Raw genomic sequence first — 22,238 nt, forward strand, 5'->3', positions numbered from 1 at the left:
AATGCACCCCAATGAAGCATGGTGCGCACCATTTAAAAGCGGTAGGTCATCCCTACCCCGATAAGCGTCGTCGCGCTGGCATTCACCATCGGACTATCTTTCACTTCATCGCTCAACCGGGTATAGCGCGCCATCAGCGAGGCATTCCAGTTTTCGTTCAACGCGTAAACCGCCGTCAGCTCCAGGTACGGCGACCATCCGTCGTCGGCCTGGTATTCCGCCAAGCCGCTGCGCCTGGATTCATGCCGGCTGACGCCATAATAGTAATCGTTCTGGTTATCGCTGGCCCAGTTGGCGCCGATGCCGGGCAACAGGGTCAACCGGTCGAATGTAAAAGGATAAAGATAAGCGAGATCGGCGGTAAATCCATCGCTGTTATCCAGGATATCGCCCAGATAGGATGCGCGAACTATGCCCCATTGCGCCGTATACTTATAGCGCAGCCCCGCCATGGCGGTTCCGCGCCGCTTATCCAACTGCTTCATATAGCCGTAATCATTGTCGCTGGGCTTGAAGCCGAACGGCGAATATTCGGCCGTCAGCGACAGCTGGTTCTGCGCATCCTTCCACAGATAATAGCCGGCGCTCAGGCCTTGCAGGTAGACGCTGTCCCCGTCATAGTTAATGATGGGAAACGGGATTGTTCTGTCGTCGGCGCCTTTATAAGGGCTGGTGGCGTGCAGCGCGGATGCGCCCACGGACCAGGTGCCGGCCATTGCCACCGGGGCGCAGAGGCCCAGGGCTACCGCGAGACTCAGTAAGGATAATGGGTGAGTTTTCACAATGGATGCTTCCCGTAGTGTTAAAAAAACGAACAAACCGCAATATAAACGTGAAGTGTAAAGTAAACCAACGCCGTTTGCCGATTATTTACAGAAAAGAACAATTAACGTCTAAATTATATCCTAATTTTATATACACTATGCCAAAATCGGTCCACAGCCCTACAGGCCGCGCCACACAGGGCTTTGGTAAAAAAACGTTAACTGAGTCATTGATATATCTTAAAAAAAGCGGTAACACATAAATGACATTTGCCAGATGCCAACTAAACTTTATTATAGAGAAAGGTTTTTCCTGAGAGCGGTAACAATAAAGTGCAAACAAAGTTGGCATAGTGGTTGCTGTACTTAGGAGAGATCGATTTTTTCAGGAGCACTAAATACTTATCCTAGCTCCTTTTTAACCTGTGCTAATAACGAAGGACGGGCATCGCTATGAACATATTTGACCAGTATCGTCAGCGCTACGAAGCTGCCAAGGACGAAGAGTTCACACTGCAGGAATTCCTTACCATCTGCCGCCAGGATCGCAGCGCATTCGCCAACGCGGCGGAAAGACTGTTAATGGCCATCGGTGAGCCGGTCATGGTCGACACCGCCCAGGAGCCACCGCTTTCCCGACTGTTTTCCAACCGCGTTATAGCACGCTACCCCGCCTTTGAAGAATTTTACGGCATGGAAGAGGCTATTGAGCAAATCGTGTCATATCTCAGGCACGCGGCCCAGGGACTGGAAGAAAAGAAACAGATCCTGTACCTGCTCGGACCGGTTGGCGGCGGTAAATCTTCCCTGGCCGAGCGTCTCAAGGCGCTGATGCAGCGGGTGCCCATCTACATCCTGAGCGCCAACGGCGAGCGCAGCCCGGTCAACGATCATCCGTTATGCCTGTTCAACCCGCAGGAAGACGCCAACATCCTCGAAAAAGAGTATAGCGTGCCGCGCCGCTATCTCGGCACCATCATGTCGCCGTGGGCGGCCAAACGCCTGCACGAGTTCGGCGGTGATATCACCCGTTTTAAAGTGGTCAAGGTCTGGCCGTCCATTCTAGAGCAGATAGCCATCGCCAAGACCGAGCCGGGCGATGAGAACAATCAGGACATCTCCGCCCTGGTCGGTAAAGTCGATATCCGCAAACTGGAGGACCACGCCCAGAACGATCCCGACGCCTATGGCTATTCCGGCGCCCTTTGCCGCTCCAACCAGGGCATCATGGAATTCGTCGAAATGTTCAAGGCGCCGATCAAGGTGCTGCATCCCCTGCTGACCGCCACCCAGGAAGGGAACTATAACGGTACCGAAGGTATCGCCGCGCTGCCGTTCAACGGCATCATTCTCGCCCACTCCAACGAATCGGAATGGGTGCAGTTCCGCAACAATAAAAACAACGAGGCGTTCCTTGACCGTGTCTACATCGTCAAAGTGCCTTATTGCCTGCGGGTTTCGCAGGAAATCAAGATCTACGAAAAACTGTTGGTCAATAGTGAGCTGTCGGAGTCGCCCTGCGCGCCGGGCACGCTGGAAACGCTGGCCCGTTTCTCCATCCTTTCACGGCTGAAAGAACCGGAAAACTCCAGTATCTACTCCAAAATGCGCATCTATGACGGCGAGAGCCTGAAAGATACCGACCCGAAGGCAAAATCCTATCAGGAATACCGTGATTACGCGGGGGTCGACGAAGGCATGAACGGCTTATCCACCCGCTTCGCCTTTAAAATCTTGTCGCGGGTATTCAACTTTGATCACGGCGAGGTAGCGGCTAACCCGGTACACTTATTTTATATCCTGGAACAGCAAATTGAACGCGAGCAGTTTCCGCAGGATATTGCCGAAAAATATCTCGAACATCTCAAGGGTTATTTGATTCCTAAATATGCCGAGTTTATCGGTAAGGAGATTCAAACCGCTTATCTCGAATCCTATTCCGAATATGGTCAAAATATATTTGACCGGTACGTGTCCTATGCCGATTTCTGGATCCAGGACCAGGAATACCGCGATCCAGATACCGGCCAGTTATTCGATCGGGAAGCACTGAATGCGGAATTGGAAAAAATTGAAAAACCGGCGGGCATCAGCAACCCGAAAGATTTCCGTAACGAAATCGTCAACTTCGTGCTGCGGGCCCGCGCCAACAATAACGGACGTAATCCTAACTGGACCAGTTATGAAAAATTGCGCACCGTTATTGAGAAAAAAATGTTCTCCAACACCGAAGAGTTGTTGCCTGTTATTTCATTTAATGCGAAAACATCTACCGATGAGCAGAAAAAACATGACGACTTTGTGGATCGCATGATGGAAAAGGGTTATACCCGCAAACAGGTGCGCCTGTTATGTGAATGGTATCTGCGGGTGAGGAAATCGTCTTGATCGCAGTAGCCGACATTGTCGTCACGCCGCCGCATTTGTGCTGCGGCGTGGCTGGCCGTAGTGGCTTATTGTCGAGGATTTCGGCATAAGTAAAGCTGGTGGACAATGTCGCCCGGAGGAAATATATGGCCTACTTTATTGACCGACGACTTAACGGCAAGAACAAAAGCATGGTGAACCGCCAGCGCTTTTTACGCCGCTATAAGTCGCAAATCAAACAGTCGATTGCCGGGGCCATCAACAAGCGTTCGGTTACCGATATAGAAAGCGGGGAATCGGTGTCGATTCCCAATACTGATATCAATGAGCCTATTTTCCATCAGGGACGTGGGGGCATGCGCCATCGGGTGCATCCCGGCAACGATCACTTTATCCAGAACGACCGCATTGAGCGTCCGCCCGCGGGCGGGGGCGGCGGCAGCGGCCAGGGCAATGCCAGCCAGGACGGCGAAGGCGAGGATGAATTCGTCTTTCAAATCTCGAAAGACGAATACCTCGACCTGCTGTTTGAGGACCTGGCGCTGCCCAATCTGCAAAAAAACCAGCATAAGCAGCTGAATGAGTACAAGACGCACCGTTCCGGCTATACGTCCACCGGCGTGCCGGCCAATATCAGCGTGGTGCGTTCGCTGCAAAACTCCTTAGTGCGGCGCACCGCCATGACCGCCGGCAAACGCCGCAGCATCCGGGAGCTCGAGGAGGAGCTGGCCATGCTCGCCAACAGCGAGCCGGCCCAATTGCTGGAGGAGGAGCGGATCCATAAGGAGATAGCGGAGCTGCGGCAGAAAATCGCCCGGGTACCGTTTATCGATACTTTTGATTTGCGTTATAAAAATTTCGAAAGGCGCGCCGAACCGTCAAGCCAGGCGGTCATGTTCTGTCTGATGGATGTGTCGGGTTCGATGGATCAGGCCACCAAGGATATGGCGAAGCGGTTTTATATCCTGCTGTATCTGTTTCTCAGCCGGACCTATAAAAACGTCGACGTGGTCTACATCCGTCATCACACCCAGGCCAAGGAAGTGGATGAGCATGAGTTTTTCTACTCCCAGGAAACCGGCGGCACCATTGTCTCCAGCGCGCTGAAGCTGATGGAAGAGGTGGTGAAGGAACGTTATGACCCCGCGCAGTGGAATATCTACGCCGCGCAGGCCTCCGACGGCGATAACTGGGCGGACGATTCGCCGCTGTGCCACGAACTGCTGGCCGGCAAGCTATTGCCGATGGTGCGGTATTATAGCTATATCGAGATCACCCGCCGGGCGCATCAAACCCTGTGGCGGGAATATGAAGATCTGCAGGCCAAATATGACAATTTTGCCATGCAGCATATCCGCGATCAGGAAGATATCTATCCGGTATTCAGGGAATTGTTCCATAAACAGGTTAACGAAAGATAAACGCAACTGTAGGTAAATCAGCCAGACTGCGGTTTTATTCTGGCTGATTTAGGTTTTGCCCCGCCCCGTTGCCACAACGCCCGTTGCCAGGTGTAGCTCCCGCCTCAGTGATGCCCTTCGCGGTAGATTTCGATGCGATCCCGGCCGTTTTGTTTCGCCAGATATAACGCGTTGTCGGCTTTTTTAATTAAGCGCTCATAATCGGGATGGCCGTCGAATATGCACAGGCCGACGCTCACCGTCAGGGTGATATTGCCACCGTCCGCCGGCTGGACCGGCCGCTCCGCGATGCGGTTGCGAATGGTGTTCAGTATGGAAACCGCCTGGCTTTCGGACGTTTCCACAAACAGCAGCATAAATTCCTCCCCGCCGTAACGAAAAACATAATCGCTGCTGCGTACGCTCTCATAGAGGGTCACGGCAATTTTTTTCAGCGCCGCATCCCCGGCATCATGACCAAAGCTGTCGTTAATGCTTTTGAAATAGTCGACATCCAGTATGGCGATGACAAACGGCGTGCCGGAGCGCATCGCCAGGGCGATTTCCCGGCGCAGTATGGTGGGAATAAAGCGCCGGTTCAGCAGATTGGTCAGGGGATCTTTGCCATTTTCAAATTTCGCCAGCTCGTCGAACAGCGTCGCCAGCAGCGTGCTGATCTGCTTTACCTGGTTACGCACGGTGCGCAGCAGCTGGTGGCGCAGTTCCGCTACCGCCACCCGATCGGCGCTGTAGGAGGCAATAAACGCGTCGGCGCCGGCCAACAATCCCTCGATGGCGGCGACTTCGTCAACGGATTCAAACACGTGCCGTCCTTTGTGCTGAAACCACAGCCCGAATTCCGCGTCTGCCAGCGGCACGATCTCCGCCAGGGGAAGACCGGTGGCGATGTTGTAGATAAACTGGTTTTCCCAGTTCAGCAACGCCGCAAGCTGGCGCTCCCGTTCGACATGGACGTTGTCGAGAATGGAGAATAAGCGGAAATTCTCCTTGTCCTTGGTGGTATTTTCATGGGACCGGGAATACGCCGTGGTCATGACTTCGATAGCCATATCCATAGCCAGGGATGAAAAGCGCATGGCGTCGTAACATAAGGCCAAATCGGTAATATCGCGCCGCAGAAGGATATAAAGGGATCTTTTGGCACGGCGGGCGCCGCGCGCCACCAGATCAATGGGGATGCCGATGCGGGCATGCACGTCGCCGACCTTACGCTGGACGCTGATCAATGCCGGCAGATCGGCGGCGGAACTGCTCAATACCGCCTTTAGCCATTGAACCAGCGTGGCATGCAGACGATCCTTGACCTGCTGGCTGGAAAGAAATAGCCGGGCGCTATCATCCCCCAGCATATAATCGTAAAAATCGTCCACCAATAAATCAATATCTTCATTTTTCAATGAAATTAATAGCTTATGTGCGGCCTCGCTGGTGATGGCAATCAAATCCTGCCATTCCTTCACGATCAGCATGTCGTAATATTGCCCGTCAAATTTCATCGGAATTTTTATTCAGTAATTCATTATCAGCGGTAATTTATAGTAACATGAATGAAAAACCCAGGCATGCGCCATAGCATGGGCGCTCCATTCAGACCCCATTGTCCAGCCGCCGGCCGATGTCGATGATTATCCCGGCACGGCCATGGCATAAAACCCTTTGCGTCGATTTTTAGCCATTATCCCGCGTATTGGACGTGAAATGCCTAAAAACAGCCTTTTGGCAAAAAACGGCTTTGTGGTTGGCGTGAAAGGAGGTAGTTTGAAAGCCCCCTCCATGCATAAACAGCGGCACCCATCACCGCCCGGCAATATTGTCTGGAACAGTAGCCTCTTATTTCCGTTCAGGATGAGCGGGAGCCGGCGAAAACAATAAAGGAGAGTTAGGTTGGACAGCAGCACCATCATCAGTTTATTTATTATTGGCTCTATTTTAGTGGGCGGCAGCATCCTGCTGAGTTCCCTCTCTTCCCGTTTGGGTATTCCAATCCTGGTTATTTTCCTGGCCATCGGCATGTTGGCCGGGGTGGACGGTATCGGCGGCATCGGTTTCGATAATTATCCGGTCGCCTACCTCATCAGCAACCTGGCGCTGGCGGTGATATTACTCGACGGCGGCATGCGCACCCGCGCCACCTCGTTTCGCGTGGCGCTGTGGCCCGCGCTGTCGCTGGCGACTGTGGGCGTACTGATTACCGCCGGACTGACCGGCATGGTGGCGGCCTGGCTATTTCACCTCAACCTGATAGAAGGGTTGTTGCTCGGCGCCATCGTCGGTTCCACCGACGCCGCCGCGGTATTCTCGCTGCTGGGCGACAAAGGCCTGAACGAGCGCGTCAACGCCACGCTTGAAATTGAGTCCGGCAGCAATGATCCCATGGCGGTGTTTTTGACCATTACGCTTATCTCGATGATCCAGGGACATGAATCCCATTTAAGCTGGATGTTCCTGGTGCATTTGATCCAGCAGTTCGGCCTGGGGATGTTGTTCGGCCTGGGCGGCGGCTGGCTGCTGCTGCAAACCATTAACCGAATTTCCCTGGCCCCGGGACTGTATCCGCTGCTGGCGGTAAGCGGCGGCATCATGATTTTCTCCCTGACCACGGCGCTGGAAGGCAGCGGCATCCTGGCGGTCTATCTCTGCGGCTTTTTATTAGGCAACCGGCCGATCCGCAACCGACACGGTATTTTGCAAACCTTCGACGGCATGGCCTGGTTAAGCCAGATCGGCATGTTTTTGGTGCTGGGGTTGTTGGTGACGCCCAGCGATTTGTGGATGATTGCGGTGCCGGCGCTGATCTTGTCGCTCTGGCTGATGCTGGTCGCCCGTCCGTTATCCATTTGGGTCGGGTTGCTGCCCTTTCGCAACTTTACCGCCCGGGAGCGGGTATTTCTCTCCTGGGTGGGCCTGCGCGGCGCCGTACCGATCATCCTGGCGGTATTCCCGATGATGGCCGGCCTGGACCACGCGCGCCTGTATTTTAACGTCGCGTTTTTTATCGTATTGATTTCACTTTTGCTGCAGGGAACGTCGCTGGGTTTTGCCGCCAGGCTGGCTAAGGTGGTGGTGCCGCCCACCGCCAAGCCTATCAACCGGGTGGGCATGGATATCCATCCCGAAAATCCCTGGGAACAGTTTATTTACCAGCTTAATGAGGATAACTGGTGTGTCGGCGCCGCGCTGCGCGATATGAAAATGCCCAAGCACACCCGTATCGCCGCGTTGTTTCGCGATAACGTGATGTTGCACCCCACCGGCAACACCCGGTTGAAAGAGGGCGATGTACTGTGCGTTATCGGCCGGGAACGGGATTTGCCGGCGCTGGGCAGGCTGTTCAGCCAGTCGCCGCCGGTGGCGTTGGATCAGCGTTTTTTCGGCGATTTTATTCTCGAGGCCAATGCCAGGCTGGAAGACGTGGCGGCCATCTATGGCCTCGATCTGCATGAGAAAGTGGAACATGAGCTGACGCTGGGCGCCTTTGTGATGCAATTATTGGGCGGCGGCGAACCGGTGGTGGGCGATAACGTCGTCTCGGAAGGATTGGTGTGGACCATCGCCGAAAAAGACGATCAGAAAGTGAGTAAAATCGGTATTAAAATCGCCGAAGAGCAGGTTTAACGGCGCCGCGGCAACGCAAAAACGTCGCCATCTGCCCGGATGGGCCGGTGCCAGCGCCGTCGGCACGGCGGACGGGGGGCGTCAATCCAGGGATTCGGTGGCGGCGTAGATTTTGGTCAGCACCTGCATGGCAACCTGGATATCCTGTTCGGTCACGTTTTCCAGGATCTCCTTACCGATGGCATCGGCTTCCATGCGCACTTTTTCGTACAATGCCTTGCCTTCGGCGGTGACCACCAGCAATTTCTTGCGCCGGTCCTGGGCGGTGGGAATGCGCTGAACCAAATCCAGCTTCACCAGGCGGTCTATCATGGAGACGATAGTGGCGCCTTCGACGCCGAGGATCAGCGCCAGTTCGCTTTGCGACAGCGGCGACTGCGCGCCGGCTATCGCCGCCACCGCCACCCAGCTGGCCTGGCTGAGCCCGAGATATTTCAAACGCCGGTCAATCGCCATGCGCAATGCCCTGGAAGTCAAATGCAACAATTTGGAAAAACTTTTATATTCCGTTTTCATAAAGGCGGGTAACAACATCAGAAACAATGTGACAAAAATTATCATATATTAGCCTGGATGACCATTTTTCCTCTTTCCTTGCCCGCCGGCTGCCCCTATTCTTAAGCTCGTTCTTAATATGTGGTTATAGATGCGAAAATTTCTGCTGCTGTTGCTGTCATTAGTATTGCTGGGTCCGCTGGGTATCGATCTCTATTTGCCCGTGATCCCGGGCATCGCCAAAGGACTGGGTACTCCGGAGTCCCTGATCCAGTCCACTATCCCGCTGTTTATCCTGGTCATGGGCGTCGGTCAGCTGCTTACCGGCCCCCTGGTGGATTATTTCGGCCGCCGGCCCATGGCGCTGGCGGGCGTGGCGCTGTACGGCCTGGGGGCCGCCATGGCGGCCCTGGCCCAACTGCCCGCGGTGTTCCTGTGCTCGCGGGTGTTGCAGGGCCTGGCGGTATGCTGTACCACCGTCGCCTTGTTCAGCTGCGTGCGCGACCGGCTCAACGGCGACGACGCGGCCCGCGCCTTCAGCTTCCTGAACGGCACGCTGAATATCGTGCCGGCGCTGGCCCCGCTGGCCGGCGGGCTGCTGGCCGAGTGGTTCGGCTGGCGCGCGCCCTTCTGGGCGCTGACTGCTTATGCCCTGGTGGTGCTGGCGCTGATTGCCCGGGGATTGCCGGAAACGCGCCCGGGCAATACCCTGCGCCGCCTGGGCCTGCCGGTGAACGCCTATCTGGCGATCCTCGGTCAGCGGCGGTTTCGGGTGTTTTCCCTGGTCAATACCGGCGCCATGGCGATGGCGCTGACCTATGTGTCGCTTTCATCCCAGGTGCTGATGGGGGTGGCCCACTTGACGCCGCTGCAGTTTTCGCTGGCCTTCGGCGCCAATGGGGGCTGGATTATGCTGGTCAGCGTCATCGCCAACCGGGTGATCCGCAAAGCGGGCCGCCCCGCCTGCCTGACCATCGGTACCCTGCTGATGGGTCTGGGCAGCCTGACGTTACTGACCAGCGTCGCCTGGACGCCGCTGATATGGCAAACCCACTGGCTGAGCTATATGCTGCCGGTGGCGATAGCCTGTTCCGGACTGGCCTTTCTGTTGGGCCCCGCCGCCAGCTACGCGCTGGAGCCGTATCCCGACCAGGCGGGCGTGGCGGCCGCGCTGAACGGCTTTGTCCAGATGGCGGGCGCGGCCGCCATCAGCCTGGCGTTTATCGCCCTGCCGCTGCCGCCGCGCCTGTCGCTGTCGTTGGTGATGTTATTGGGCGCGGTATTTGCCGGCATCGCCCGCCTGCATACCCGGCGCTTGTCGGGGAGGCTGACGTCATTGCCGCAATAGCACCGGCGGCGGCGGCCCCGCCGCGCGCTCGTCAGGCCATTTTCGGCTCCACGCCCGCCCTGAAATTGCCGTCATAGCGGGCGACCGATAAATCGTCATAGGGAATCTCCGGCCGCGCGCCGCTGATGATATCCGCCAGCAGCCGCCCCGACCCGCAGGCCATGGTCCAGCCGAGCGTGCCGTGTCCGGTGTTGAGATACAGGTTTTTCACCGGCGTGGCCCCGACGATGGGCGTGCCGTCCGGCGTCATCGGGCGCAGTCCGGTCCAGAATGTGGCCTGCTCGATATGGCCGCCGAACGGAAAAAGATCGCGCACCACCATTTCCAGCGTATCGCGCCGGGCTTTTTCCAGGCCGGTGTTGAAACCGACGATTTCCGCCATGCCGCCCACCCGGATACGCCGATCAAAGCGGGTGACGGCTATTTTATAGGTTTCATCCAGGACCGTGGATACCGGCGCGCCCTGTTCATCGGCCAGGGGGATGGTCAGCGAATAGCCCTTCAGCGGATAGACGGGTATGTCGATCAGATCGCGCAGCATGGCGGTGGAATACGAACCCAGCGCCATCACATACGCATCGGCCTGCAGCAGCTCGCCGTCGCAGACGACCCCGGCCACCAGGTTGCCGGTGCGCATCAGGCCGGTAATAGTGCAATTATACTGAAATTCAACGCCCTGCGCGGCGGCCATGGCGGCCAGACGCTGGGTAAACAGCTGGCAATCGCCGGTTTCATCGTTAGGCAACCGCAGCCCGCCGCTAAGCTTATGGGCCACGCCCGCCAGCGCCGGTTCGACGCCGGCCAGCTGATGGGCTTCCAGCAGGGCGAAAGGGACGCCTTCATCGCGCAGCACGGCGATATCCCTGGCGGCGGCGGCATACTGCTGGTCGGTGCGAAACAGCTGCAGCGTGCCGCCCTGGCGGCCTTCATAGGCAATACCGGTTTCGTCGCGCAGCGCCTTGAGGCAATCACGGCTGTATTCCGCCAGGCGCACCATGCGGCTTTTATTAATATAATAATGGTGGCTGTCGCAGTTACGCAGCATTTGCCACATCCAGCGCAACTGGTGATCGCTGGCTTTCAGCCGGATAGCCAGCGGCGCATGGCGCTGAAACATCCATTTTATAGCCTTTAACGGTACGCCCGGCGCGGCCCATGGCGCGGCATAACCGGGGGAAATCTGTCCGGCGTTGCCGGCGCTGGTTTCCTGCGCCGGTCCGGGCTGCCGGTCAAGCACCCGCACTTCATGCCCCGCCCGGGCAAGATACCACGCGCTTGCCACGCCGATAACGCCACTACCCAGAATGATGACCCGCATGATTATCCAATCCTATGGCGCCCATTGCGCAGCACAATAATAATGTAGTAGGGGAGAAAAAACGGTTAACCGGCCAGCGTTTCCTTGGCCGGCGCAAGCCGCGACATTGCTGTTAGCCCATCCTAAAATACTCAGCCGTGGGGTTATTTCAAGGGCAATACGCCATTAACCGGGGATAATCGCGCCGGGATTAAATTTGGCGCGGCGCCTGCGTCATTTTCATCTTGCACTAGGATTAATTATAAGCCAGCATGATGAAGTGCTGTCTGTAACGATGAGGTGCGCTGATGACGATTTCTCTTGACGAAAGTTTTAAGGATACCACTTGTCTTAGCGATGGACCCGACTGGACATTTGAGCTGCTGCAGGATTATCTGGACGAGATCGACCGGGTGGCGAAGCTTTATCGGCTGGACACCTACCCCCACCAGATAGAAGTGATCACCTCCGAGCAAATGATGGACGCCTATTCCAGCGTCGGCATGCCGATTAATTATACCCATTGGTCGTTCGGCAAAAAATTTATCGAGACTGAACAACGTTACAAGCAGGGCCAGCAAGGGCTGGCGTATGAAATTGTCATTAACTCCAACCCTTGTATTGCCTATTTGATGGAAGAAAACACCATGACCATGCAGGCGCTGGTCATGGCGCATGCGTGTTACGGCCATAATTCTTTTTTCAAAAATAACTATTTATTCCGCAGTTGGACCGATGCCAGCTCCATCGTCGATTATCTCATCTTCGCCCGCGGCTATATTACCAAATGCGAGGAACGCTACGGCGTCGAGCAGGTGGAGCAACTGCTCGATTCCTGCCATGCGCTGATGAACCACGGCGTCGATCGTTATAAACGTCCGCAGAAAATCTCGCTGCAGGAAGAAAAATCGCGGCAAAAGAGCCGCGAGGAATATTTGCAAAGCCAGGTTAACGAACTGTGGCGCACCCTGCCCCGGCGCGAAAAAGAAGAGTTGCCGGCCCAGGCCAGCCGCTATCCCCATGAGCCGCAGGAAAACCTGCTGTACTTTATGGAGAAAAACGCCCCGCTGCTCGAGCCCTGGCAGCGTGAGATCCTGCGCATCGTGCGCAAGGTCAGCCAATATTTTTATCCGCAGAAACAAACCCAGGTAATGAACGAAGGCTGGGCCACCTTCTGGCACTACACCATTCTTAACCATCTCTATGATGAGAAAAAAGTCACCGATCGTTTTATGCTGGAGTTCCTGCACAGCCACACCAACGTCGTCTACCAGCCGCCCTATAACAGTCCGTATTACAGCGGCATCAACCCTTATGCGTTAGGGTTCGCCATGTTCCAGGATATCAAACGCATCTGCCAGTCGCCGACGGACGAAGATAAGCACTGGTTCCCGGATATCGCCGGCAGCGACTGGCTGGAGACCTTGCATTTCGCCATGCATAATTTCAAGGATGAGAGTTTTATCAGCCAGTTCCTGTCGCCGAAAATCATGCGCGATTTCCGTTTGTTTACGGTATTGGATGACGACCACAATAATTATCTGGAAATTGCCGCCATTCATAACGAGGAGGGCTACCGGGCCATACGCCAGGAGCTTTCATCGCAATATAACCTGAGTAACCTGGAGCCGGATATCCAGATTTGGAATGTCGATCTGCGCGGCGACCGCTCGTTGACACTGCGCTATACGCCGCAAAACCGCGCGCCGCTGGCTAAAAGCCGGCGCGAAGTGATGAAGCATATTCATCGGCTGTGGAGTTTTGATGTCTATATGGAACAGGTCAATGACGATGGCAATATTGAGTTGATTGAACGCTGTCCGCCGCGGTCTATACCGCTGTGATGGCATGGGCGCCGTCTTGTAGAGGCGCCGCGTTTCCAATAGCGCGGCTACGCTTTATCGTCTGTATTCTTTTCCCATAACATTCCAAACGCATACCGACGCGTGCGCGCCGGCCGGAAACGGTTCTGCGGGCCTGTCAGGCGTTGAGGTTAACGCCTGAATTCGGCGATATCGCGCGGAATGGCGGACTGCATGCTGCTCCAGATGATGCCGCTTTCATTACCGTAATGGCGGACCAGATCGATAACCTGATCGTACAGGCCGTCGCGGCACAGCGCCGCCAGATGCGTGTAAAAGTTACGCGCCAGCTCGCGGGCCTGGGGATTGGAGAAATAATAACGTCCCACCCGCAGGTACATGCCTTTCAGGCCGTTCAGGATCAGGCCATATATAGGATTGCCCGACGCATAGGCCAGCTCGTGGAAAATACGGTAATCCATTTCGGTGAAGGCATCCGCCTGATCCTCCAGGTCTTTCGCCTGGGCCAGCACGTTCTGCGCCTTATCCGGATAAAAGCGTATCGCCATGCGGATAAAGATCGAAGCGATATTGGTGCGCACCGACAATAAATTATCAATCAGCTGCGGCACGCTGTCATGGTCCAGGCGGGCCAGGGTTTCCAGGATATTCAACCCGGAGGTTTCCCAGACATTATTCACCCGGGTGGGCTTGCCGTGCTGGATTGTCAGCCAGCCGTCACGCGCCAGCCGCTGCAGCACTTCCCGCAGGGTGGTGCGCGTAACGCCTATCACATCGGACAGTTCGCGCTCCGCGGGCAGGATTGAACCTGGCGGGAAATGATTGTTCCAAATACTCTCAATCAGATACTCCTCCGCAAAACCGGCAGGACTCTGCGCCTTAATGACCATAATGTTATGTTCCGTAGCAGCATGCGTATGTGAGCTAAAAACGGCCTAATGATATCAGAACGCGTGAACCCGATATACAGCGTTAAGGGATAGTAACAGCAAAACCCTGCCATATCCGGCAATAAAATGTCATGTCCGCCGCATTACCGGCGGGGTTTTCCTCCCACTGCGCATAACGGCCTTATTCGGCATGATTCCGCTGCGGCGATTCCCGCGCAGGCGGCACGACAAAATAGCAGCGGAAAAAGCAGAACACCATCAGATTGAATAAAAGGGAAACAAGTATGATATCAAGTGGCATATTCCTAAAAAAGAGGCTGGCTTCTGGCTTTAATTGATTTAAACTGCCTGTTTAAAAGCAACCAACCGGCCTGGATAATAATGTATGTTGCAATTCTTTAACCGCTGCTCAAGAGGGCGTGGTGCCTGGGTATTGCTGGCGCTTACCGCCTTCGCCCTGGAGCTGGTGGCGCTTTATTTTCAGCATGTCATGTTATTAAAACCCTGTGTACTGTGCATTTACCAGCGCTGCGCGCTGTTCGGCATTATGGGTGCCGGCATCGTCGGCGCCGTCGCGCCGTCGACGCCCCTGCGCTACGGTGCGCTAATTATTTGGCTCTACAGCGCCTGGGAAGGCCTAATGCTGGCGATGAAGCATACGGATATTCAGCTTAATCCCTCGCCGTTTGTCACCTGTGATTTTTTTGTCAGCTTCCCCTCCTGGCTGCCCTTGGATAAATGGCTGCCGTCCGTATTCAGCGCCACCGGTGATTGCGCGGTCAGACAATGGCATTTTATGTCCCTGGAGATGCCGCAGTGGATGATCGTGATTTTTGGCGCTTATCTCCTGGTCGGCGTGCTGGTCCTGATCGCCCAGCCGTTTCGCCCCAAAAAACGCGACCTGTTTAACCGTTAACCGGAAATCGACCGCCGCGCCTTCAGCTCTTCAGGCAAAACGGTGAAGAGGCCTCAATAATCACGTAGAGGGCGCCATGACAAAGACGCCCTGAGCATCGCCCGATGGCGCGCAGGGACGTGCGGCGGTGTTTTATGAGCTGCGCCATGCCGGCGATGGCTGTTGTTACGTAAACCTGAGAGGGGGAACGAAATAAGTAAAAGTGAAATCGTACAAAAACACAGCGATTTCACTCGTGTCCGACCCCCTCGCCCGCTACTCTCCCTCCAGGTTCGCCCATATCGCCCCGCGGGGAGTCGCTCATGCCCGATACAGCCAAAAAAATTCAGTGGATTAATTCCCTTAAGGGGATCTGCATCCTGCTGGTGGTATTAAATCATGTCATTACCACCAGCTATATTCCCTCGCTCGCGCTGATTGACGCGCACCTATTTCTCACCCGCGCCTGGGTGGCGGTTAACCATTATCTGGTGCCGCTGCGCATGCCGGCGTTTTTCTTTATTTCCGGCCTGCTGGCCGCTGACAGCGTGATCAACCGCTCCTGGCATGAGGTGGCGACCAAGAAAGCGGTCAATCTCTTTTATCTTTACCTGCTATGGTGCGCCGTACAGTGGTTATGCGTGAGTTTCATCAACCGCGAGCTGGCGTTTGACGACTGGCGGCTGATGGCGCATAACGCCGCCTACGCGGCCTCCACCGGCCAATTTCTGCTGTATGTGGCGACCGCGATGTCCAGCCCCTGGTATCTGTACGCCCTGGCCATGTATTTTGTCGTCTGCAAACTGTGGCGACGTCACTGGCTGGCGCTGCTTATCCTGGGCGCGCTGCTGAATTACGCCTGCGTCCTGGGGATGGTGCCGTGGTGGGGGCCGGCAAGCGTGGCGCAAAACGGGATTTTCTTTTTTACCGGCTGTTTCCTGGGCGCACGCATCGTCGCCCTGCTGGCCGAGAGCCGCTCGCGGCGGATACTGTTGGCATCCCTTGCCGTCTTGGCGCTGATTCACGCGGTGCTTGCCATGGATAAGAGCCTGTTTACCAGCGCGCTGGCGGTGTGTATCGCCATACTGTGCTGCCAGTGGGTGAACCGTAACTGGTCATGGCATAACGAAGCGTTGCGGATGCTTAACTGGATAGGCAAAAATACGCTGCAGATCTATGTGCTGCATAAACTGCTGACCGAGCTGCTGGCCGTACCCATGCTGGGCGCGCTGGCGCGTTACCACGCGTTTGACCATCGCCTGTTCTCGCTGTTTTGGCTGGCGGCGTATCCGCTGGCGGCAACCGCGTTATGCACCGCGGGCGCGATCGGCATCTGGTGGGCGCTTAACCGCGGCGTCGGACGCGTACTGTTCCAATACCCGTCGCTGATGCGCGCGGAAAAGGCCCTGGGCTAAGCCCGCGCCGGGCGGCCGCTTAACGCGCCCAGGCCGGTTTGTTCAGGATATGGTCCTGCCAGTCGGTAACCTCGCTTTCCCGCACCGCGATATAACGCACCGAAATGCGTTCGCCGTGCATGGCGGCCTTGGAGCCGGTGATCAGCGGATGCCACTGCGGCAGGGGCTTGCCTTCCTCCTGCAGCCGATAGGCGCAGGTGGGCGGCAGCCAGTCAAAGGTGAGGAGATTTTCGCGCGTCAGCTTGATGCAATCCGGTTCATATTCAAAGCGCGTGTCGTAATGACGGCACTGGCAGGTCTTGATATTCAGCTGGTTGCAGGCCACGTTGGTGAAATAGACTTCCTCGGTGTCATCGTCAATCAGCTTATGCAGGCAGCACCGGCCGCAACCGTCGCATAACGATTCCCATTCATCGTCGGTCATCTCGGCCAGGGTTTTTTCTTGCCAAAAGGGGCGGCTTGTCATAATGGTATCCGGTTAAACGACGGGCAGCTATTTTAGATGCCGGCTTGCCGTGACGCAAGGCGGCGATGAAATCAGATTCAGATAACCCGGGTTTCCAGGGCCAGCTCGTTAAGCGTCACGGTAAGCCGGTCGCCGGACTGCAGCTTTGCCACGCCCTGCGGCGTGCCGGTCAGGATAATATCGCCGGGGCGCAGGGTAAAAAAACGGCTCATATAGGCGATAAGCGGCAGTATGGGCGTGATCATATCCCGCGTGTTGCCCTGCTGGCGCACGTCGTCATTCACCTTAAGCGTCAGCGTAGCCTGCTGCGCATCGCCAAACTCCGCCACCGGGATAAAGCCGGAAATCGGGCAGGAACCGTCAAAACCTTTGGCTTTTTCCCAGGGTTGCCCGGCTTTCTTGAATTTGGCCTGCAGCTCCCTGAGCGTCAGGTCGAGCGCCACACCATAGCCGGCGATGGCGCGGGCCACATGGGCCTCATCGGCGTGCTTGAGCGGCATGCCGATCAGGACCGCGAGTTCCACCTCATGGTGCACTTCCCCCCAATCGGCGGGAATGGCGATGGGTTGGTGGATATCGCACAAGGCGGTCTCGGGTTTGATAAACAGCACCGGCTCGGTGGGCGTGGCGCTGCCCATCTCCTTGATATGGTCGGAATAGTTGCTGCCGACGCAGACCACCTTACTCACCGGAAAATCCAGTAACGCGCCTTGCCAATCGCGATGTTGATACATGTCCACAGTCTCCTGCCGGTAAATGATGAGTCGATTACATAGTAGTTTCCGCTATTATCATACCCCAGTCGCCGCAAACCTTCACGGCGGTCGTTATTGACCCAGGGCATCCGCCAGCGTGCCGATACTGAGGGCAAAATAATAAGAGCGGTTCCAGCGCATCAGGGTGCGGAAATTATCATAGACCAGGAACGCCCGGCTTTGAGTGTCGTCCGGGATAATCACCCAGGCGCGCTGCGCCGAAGCCGGCAGGGAACTGCCGTCGGCCAGGCGTATGCCCTGCCCGCTCCAGGCGTCCACCGTTTGCGCCTGCGTGTCCTTCAGGCCGGCAGCCTGCGCCGGGAACCCCGCCGGCAGGCGGACCTCTTGCCCCCATCCCTGCCCCGGCTTCCATCCTTCCGTGGCCAGATAATTGGCGGTGGAGGCAAACACGTCCATCACATTATTCCAGATATCTATATATCTATTTTGCCGTCGCCGTCGCCGTCGGCGCCATAGCGCAGGTAGGAACTGGGCATAAACTGGCTCTGCCCCATGGCGCCGGCCCACGAGCCTTTCAGCTCACCGACGCCGATGTCGTTTTGCTCCAGGATACGCAGTGCGGCGAACAATTCACTTTTAAAGAACTTTTCACGCCGGCCTTCAAACGCCAGGGTAGACAGGGCGGAGACGACATCCTCACGTCCCTGGATCTTGCCGAAGCCGCTTTCCATGCCCCACAACGCCACGATAAAGCGCGCCGGCACGCCGTAACGGGCGCTGATGGTCGCCAGCTGCGGCTGGTAGTCCCGGTATTGGGTCCGCGCCTGTTCTATCTTCCAGGCCGGCAGCACGCGCTGCAGGTACTCATCCAGAGTGACTTTATTTTCCAGTTGGTTCCGATCGGAGCTGATGACCCGATCGACAAAGTGCGTTTGCGCAAAGGCCTGGTTCACGACGCCGGCATTAATGCCCTGGGCCAGCGCCTCGGTTTTTAACTGCTCCAGATAGGCGGGAAACTCGGCCGGATCGCGGCTCTGTTGCGAGAGCAGGGTTTTGCCGCCCTGGGCGTCGGCCGCGGGCTTTGCCGCCGACTGTGGCGCCACGGCCGCCTGCCCGGCGTTGGCGGCATGGGGATGATGACTGCAACCGGCCAGCATAAGGCTGCTAACCAGGAGAGGGATGGCGGATAATTTCATAAGGCTATTTCCTTAGCGCGATATTTTTACGCGGGGCCGCCCGCGCAGCCGAGATATTACAGGAACGTTATAATGCCATCATGGCGCATTCGCCATTAAATAGTGGATCAATGAACAGTTATTTTGCGCGGGCGTTATGATGCTGCGCCAGTAAATTTTCAACAGGCGGGGGTAATTGCAGATAAAAACCCTGATCGACCAGGCTTTGTTTGACTTTATTTATATCCGCCGCGACCAGTTTTTTGCTACCATTTAGCGGGAATAACATTGATAGCACCGGTTTACCGAATCGGGCCATGAGGTCGGGCGGCACCCGGGAAAAGTCATCTTTTTTTTCGATATAAAGATAAGTTTGATCTTGTTTGGTACTTCTGTAGATCACACAAAACATATTTTTTACCTGGTTAACATGGTTTAGTGTCTTGCCTGTATATAGCAGTAACTATAACATGCATGCAGTGCTTCGGAATATCGCTTACCGGTAGCTTACCGGGAAAATACATGAGTCAAGACTGAGTCAGGATAGATGTCACAGACGCCCATTGAGTTAAAAGGCAGTAGTTTTACCTTATCGGTAATTCATGTTCATGACGCCCAACCTGAGGATATTCGTCAGGCATTACAGGAAAAAATCGAACAGGCACCTGCTTTTTTGAAGGATGCGCCGGTGGTAATCAATGTTTCCACCCTGACGCGGGACACCGACTGGGAAGCGTTGCGCCAGACCATCCTGTCCACCGGCCTGCATGTGGTCGGCGTCAGCGGATGCAAGGATGACCGGCTGAAAAAAGCCATTGTGCGTAGCGGCTTGCCGCTGTTGAACGAGGGCAAGGCGCCCAAACGCGCCGAAAAGGCGGCGCCTGCCCTACCGGCGACGGCCTTGAAGACCCGGCGCATCGATAGCCCGGTGCGTTCCGGTCAACAGATTTATGCGCGCGATTGCGATTTGATCGTCACCAGCAGCGTCAGCGCCGGCGCCGAACTTATTGCCGACGGCAATATCCATATTTATGGCATGATGCGAGGCAGGGCGTTAGCGGGTGCGTCGGGAGATGCGCAGTGCCAGATTTTCTGCACCCACCTCTCCCCGGAACTTGTTTCCATTGCCGGTCAGTATTGGTTAAGCGATCAGATCCCGGCTGAATACGCGGGTAAAGCCGCCCGTCTCAGCCTGCAAGATAATACGCTTACCATTCAACCTTTAAATTAAGCCCTTGACAAGGAATCCATTATGGCACGCATTATAGTTGTTACTTCGGGCAAAGGGGGCGTTGGCAAAACCACATCAAGCGCGGCCATTGCTACCGGATTGGCCCGGAAAGGTAAAAAAACCGTGGTGATCGATTTTGATATCGGTTTACGCAACCTGGACCTTATCATGGGCTGCGAGCGGCGCGTGGTGTATGATTTTGTTAATGTCATCCAGGGCGACGCCACGCTGAACCAGGCGCTGATCAAAGATAAGCGCACCGATAACCTGTATATCCTGCCGGCGTCGCAAACCCGGGATAAAGATGCGCTGACGCGCGAGGGCGTGGAAAAGATCCTCAACGACCTCGGCGAAATGAATTTTGATTTTGTGGTCTGCGATTCGCCGGCCGGCATCGAAACCGGCGCGTTAATGGCGCTGTATTTCGCCGATGAGGCCATTATCACCACCAACCCGGAAGTGTCGTCGGTGCGCGACTCGGACCGTATCCTGGGGATACTGTCGTCAAAGTCCCGGCGCGCTGAGAATGGCCAGGACCCGATTAAGGAACATCTGCTGCTGACCCGCTATAACCCCGGTCGCGTAAACCGTGGCGATATGCTGAGCATGGAAGATGTGATTGAAATACTGCGCATTCCCCTGCTGGGCGTCATCCCCGAGGATCAGTCCGTATTACGGGCCTCCAATCAGGGTGAGCCGGTAATACTCGATGCTGAATCTGATGCCGGCCAAGCCTATTCAGACACGGTTGACCGCCTGTTAGGAGAAGAACGTCCCTTCCGCTTCATTGAAGAAGAGAAGAAGGGTTTCTTAAAACGCCTGTTTGGGGGATAAACCATGGCATTACTCGATTTTTTTCTCTCCCGTAAAAAAACGACAGCCAATATAGCCAAGGAACGGCTGCAGATTATCGTTGCGGAACGCCGGCGGGGCGATAGCGAGCCTCATTATTTGCCGCAGTTGAAACGCGATATTCTCGAGGTCATTTGCCGATATGTGCAGATCGATCCGGAAATGGTCTCCGTGCAGCTTGAGCAGCGGGAAGGCGATATTTCCATCCTCGAGCTGAACGTAACGCTGCCGGAAGCGGAAGAAACGCCGAAATGATCACCAGCCAATAATCCCCCTGCCGGTGCAGGGGGAAAAGAGCGCCTTGGGATTTATAATGCCGCGGGCAGGTCGGTGGTTGCCGCCTCACCGTCGAGTATTGCGCGTAACCGCGCGCCAAACAGCGTTTCCCGCCAGCCGCTGAGCAATTCCGGCGTGCGCTGCCCCGGGGTCAGCCGCCAATGCCAGGTGAGTAATTGATTGATTTGCCTGCGCGACGCCAGCAGTTCCACGCTTAATCCGGATTCCGCGCTGGCAATGGCGATATGTTCCTTAATGGTTTTAAACAGCGCGCGATAGCCGGGTTTATCGATGAGATTAACCACCGGCTCCGGCAGCTGATCTTCCGTCATGGCCGCCGCCTCCTCCACCAGGGCGAGGAGCATTTTGCCGTGATAACGGATTTCCGGCCCGCTTAACCCCAGTTTGTCCAGTTCGCCCAGCGATCCCGGCATATAACGCGCCACCTGCCATAAATTTTCTTCCCGTACGACGAAGTTCACCGCCATATCCCGCTCGCGCGCTTTGCGCAGGCGCCAGGAGGCCAATTTTTGCAGGCACGCCAGTTGCCGGGTGCGCAACTGCCAGGCATTGCCGATATCGCGATAAGCCAGTTCCGGATCGACGATTTCCTGGCGCCGCTGGCATAAGGCGTCGCACTCCTGCCTGGCCGCGTCGGTCCAGCCCGCCGCTTCGGTTTCCCGGATCAGCTGATCGGCCATCGGCAATAGCCAGAACACATCGGCCGCGGCGTAATCGCATTGCCTGGCGCTTAGCGGCCGCGCCAGCCAGTCGGTGCGGGATTCGCTTTTATCCAGCACCACCTGCTGGTAATCCGCCACCAGCGCGGCAAAGCCGCAGGACAGCGGGCGGCCGTTGAACGCGGCCAGCACCTGGGTATCAAGCATGGGCACCGGCATCTGATCAAAGGAATGCAGGAAAACTTCCAGGTCCTCGCTGCAGGCATGCAGAATTTTCACCACCCCCCGGTCGGCCAGCAGTTCCCGGAACGGTTGCCATTGCGAAATAGCCAGGGGGTCGATGAGCGATAACGTGTCACCATCAAATAGCTGGATTAAACCCAACTGCGGATAGTAGGTGCGGGTGCGGACAAATTCGGTATCCAGCGCCACCCGATCGTGCTGGCGGGCAAGCGCGCATATCCTTTGTAAATCTTCATCGCGGGTAATTAATTGGTAATTGGACACAGAGT

The 22,238-nt window shown here is 56.0% G+C and carries 19 protein-coding genes and 1 pseudogene; 10 read left to right on the top strand and 10 right to left on the bottom strand.

Features of this window, described 5'->3' with window-relative positions; genetic code table 11:
* Positions 1-32 precede the first annotated feature (32 nt).
* A complete protein-coding gene (locus ABUK12_RS05130; protein ID WP_410015267.1) occupies positions 33-782 on the bottom strand; it encodes a MipA/OmpV family protein in 750 nt (249 codons plus the stop codon).
* A gap of 435 nt (positions 783-1,217) precedes the next feature.
* Here ABUK12_RS05130 and ABUK12_RS05135 point away from each other — a divergent pair, with 435 nt between their 5' ends.
* Both ABUK12_RS05135 and ABUK12_RS05140 read left to right on the top strand, forming a co-directional pair.
* Positions 1,218-3,152: a PrkA family serine protein kinase gene (locus ABUK12_RS05135; RefSeq protein WP_410015268.1), complete on the top strand. Its 1,935-nt coding sequence runs from the start codon at positions 1,218-1,220 to the stop codon at positions 3,150-3,152.
* Positions 3,153-3,277: 125 nt separating this feature from the next.
* Positions 3,278-4,552: a YeaH/YhbH family protein gene (locus ABUK12_RS05140; protein ID WP_410015269.1), complete on the top strand. Its 1,275-nt coding sequence runs from the start codon at positions 3,278-3,280 to the stop codon at positions 4,550-4,552.
* A gap of 104 nt (positions 4,553-4,656) precedes the next feature.
* On the opposite strand, the gene ABUK12_RS05145 is transcribed toward ABUK12_RS05140, so the two are convergent.
* Positions 4,657-6,048 (bottom strand): diguanylate cyclase, encoded by a 1,392-nt coding sequence (locus ABUK12_RS05145; protein ID WP_410015270.1) that lies wholly within the window; start codon positions 6,046-6,048, stop codon positions 4,657-4,659.
* Between the two features lie 388 nt (positions 6,049-6,436).
* On the opposite strand from ABUK12_RS05145, the gene ABUK12_RS05150 reads away from it, so the two are divergent.
* Positions 6,437-8,167 (top strand): potassium/proton antiporter, encoded by a 1,731-nt coding sequence (locus tag ABUK12_RS05150; RefSeq protein ID WP_410015271.1) that lies wholly within the window; start codon positions 6,437-6,439, stop codon positions 8,165-8,167.
* Positions 8,168-8,248: 81 nt separating this feature from the next.
* Here ABUK12_RS05150 and ABUK12_RS05155 read toward each other — a convergent pair whose 3' ends face one another.
* Positions 8,249-8,683, bottom strand: coding sequence for a MarR family winged helix-turn-helix transcriptional regulator (locus ABUK12_RS05155; protein WP_410016557.1), 435 nt, complete (start codon positions 8,681-8,683; stop codon positions 8,249-8,251).
* A 130-nt stretch (positions 8,684-8,813) separates the two neighbouring features.
* Between ABUK12_RS05155 and ABUK12_RS05160 the strand changes: the two genes are divergently transcribed.
* The gene (locus tag ABUK12_RS05160; RefSeq protein ID WP_410015272.1) at positions 8,814-10,010 is read left to right on the top strand and encodes a multidrug effflux MFS transporter; all 1,197 of its coding nucleotides are present in this window, start codon (positions 8,814-8,816) and stop codon (positions 10,008-10,010) included.
* Positions 10,011-10,041: 31 nt separating this feature from the next.
* On the opposite strand, the gene ABUK12_RS05165 is transcribed toward ABUK12_RS05160, so the two are convergent.
* Positions 10,042-11,328 carry a D-amino acid dehydrogenase gene (locus ABUK12_RS05165; protein WP_410015273.1) on the bottom strand — a complete coding sequence of 429 codons (1,287 nt, stop codon included), beginning with the start codon at positions 11,326-11,328 and terminating at the stop codon, positions 10,042-10,044.
* A gap of 287 nt (positions 11,329-11,615) precedes the next feature.
* Here ABUK12_RS05165 and ABUK12_RS05170 point away from each other — a divergent pair, with 287 nt between their 5' ends.
* Entirely contained in the window at positions 11,616-13,151 is a 1,536-nt protein-coding gene (locus ABUK12_RS05170; protein ID WP_410015274.1) for a SpoVR family protein, read from the top strand.
* 149 nt (positions 13,152-13,300) lie between these two features.
* Here ABUK12_RS05170 and fadR read toward each other — a convergent pair whose 3' ends face one another.
* Positions 13,301-14,020 (bottom strand): fatty acid metabolism transcriptional regulator FadR, encoded by a 720-nt coding sequence (gene fadR, locus ABUK12_RS05175; protein WP_410015275.1) that lies wholly within the window; start codon positions 14,018-14,020, stop codon positions 13,301-13,303.
* A gap of 385 nt (positions 14,021-14,405) precedes the next feature.
* Between fadR and dsbB the strand changes: the two genes are divergently transcribed.
* The gene (dsbB, locus tag ABUK12_RS05180; RefSeq protein WP_410015276.1) at positions 14,406-14,936 is read left to right on the top strand and encodes a disulfide bond formation protein DsbB; all 531 of its coding nucleotides are present in this window, start codon (positions 14,406-14,408) and stop codon (positions 14,934-14,936) included.
* A 302-nt stretch (positions 14,937-15,238) separates the two neighbouring features.
* Positions 15,239-16,330 (top strand): acyltransferase family protein, encoded by a 1,092-nt coding sequence (locus ABUK12_RS05185; RefSeq protein ID WP_410015277.1) that lies wholly within the window; start codon positions 15,239-15,241, stop codon positions 16,328-16,330.
* Between the two features lie 19 nt (positions 16,331-16,349).
* On the opposite strand, the gene ABUK12_RS05190 is transcribed toward ABUK12_RS05185, so the two are convergent.
* The 4 genes and pseudogenes from ABUK12_RS05190 to ABUK12_RS05205 all read right to left on the bottom strand — a co-directional run bounded on the left by ABUK12_RS05190 (position 16,350) and on the right by ABUK12_RS05205 (position 19,099).
* Positions 16,350-16,796 carry a YcgN family cysteine cluster protein gene (locus tag ABUK12_RS05190; protein ID WP_410015278.1) on the bottom strand — a complete coding sequence of 149 codons (447 nt, stop codon included), beginning with the start codon at positions 16,794-16,796 and terminating at the stop codon, positions 16,350-16,352.
* A gap of 77 nt (positions 16,797-16,873) precedes the next feature.
* Positions 16,874-17,530, bottom strand: a complete 657-nt coding sequence (locus ABUK12_RS05195; protein WP_410015279.1) for a fumarylacetoacetate hydrolase family protein — start codon at positions 17,528-17,530, stop codon at positions 16,874-16,876.
* 93 nt (positions 17,531-17,623) lie between these two features.
* A pseudogene (locus ABUK12_RS05200) lies at positions 17,624-18,708 on the bottom strand (lytic transglycosylase domain-containing protein).
* A 118-nt stretch (positions 18,709-18,826) separates the two neighbouring features.
* On the bottom strand, positions 18,827-19,099 hold the full coding sequence (locus ABUK12_RS05205) for a YcgL domain-containing protein (RefSeq protein ID WP_410015280.1): 273 nt from the start codon (positions 19,097-19,099) through the stop codon (positions 18,827-18,829).
* 135 nt (positions 19,100-19,234) lie between these two features.
* Between ABUK12_RS05205 and minC the strand changes: the two genes are divergently transcribed.
* Genes minC through minE form a run of 3 tightly spaced genes read left to right on the top strand, consistent with a single transcriptional unit; the run spans position 19,235 to position 21,025 of the window.
* On the top strand, positions 19,235-19,918 hold the full coding sequence (gene minC, locus ABUK12_RS05210; protein WP_410015281.1) for a septum site-determining protein MinC: 684 nt from the start codon (positions 19,235-19,237) through the stop codon (positions 19,916-19,918).
* Between the two features lie 21 nt (positions 19,919-19,939).
* The gene (minD, locus tag ABUK12_RS05215; RefSeq protein ID WP_331120874.1) at positions 19,940-20,752 is read left to right on the top strand and encodes a septum site-determining protein MinD; all 813 of its coding nucleotides are present in this window, start codon (positions 19,940-19,942) and stop codon (positions 20,750-20,752) included.
* 3 nt (positions 20,753-20,755) lie between these two features.
* Complete coding sequence (minE, locus tag ABUK12_RS05220; RefSeq protein WP_162365215.1) at positions 20,756-21,025, top strand: cell division topological specificity factor MinE; 270 nt, start codon at positions 20,756-20,758, stop codon at positions 21,023-21,025.
* Positions 21,026-21,078: 53 nt separating this feature from the next.
* Here the strand turns inward: minE and rnd are convergent, their stop codons facing one another.
* Positions 21,079-22,233 (bottom strand): ribonuclease D, encoded by a 1,155-nt coding sequence (gene rnd / locus ABUK12_RS05225; protein ID WP_410015282.1) that lies wholly within the window; start codon positions 22,231-22,233, stop codon positions 21,079-21,081.
* Positions 22,234-22,238: the final 5 nt, after the last annotated feature.

This window comes from Sodalis sp. C49 (assembly GCF_046352915.1).
GTDB lineage: Bacteria > Pseudomonadota > Gammaproteobacteria > Enterobacterales > Enterobacteriaceae > Acerihabitans.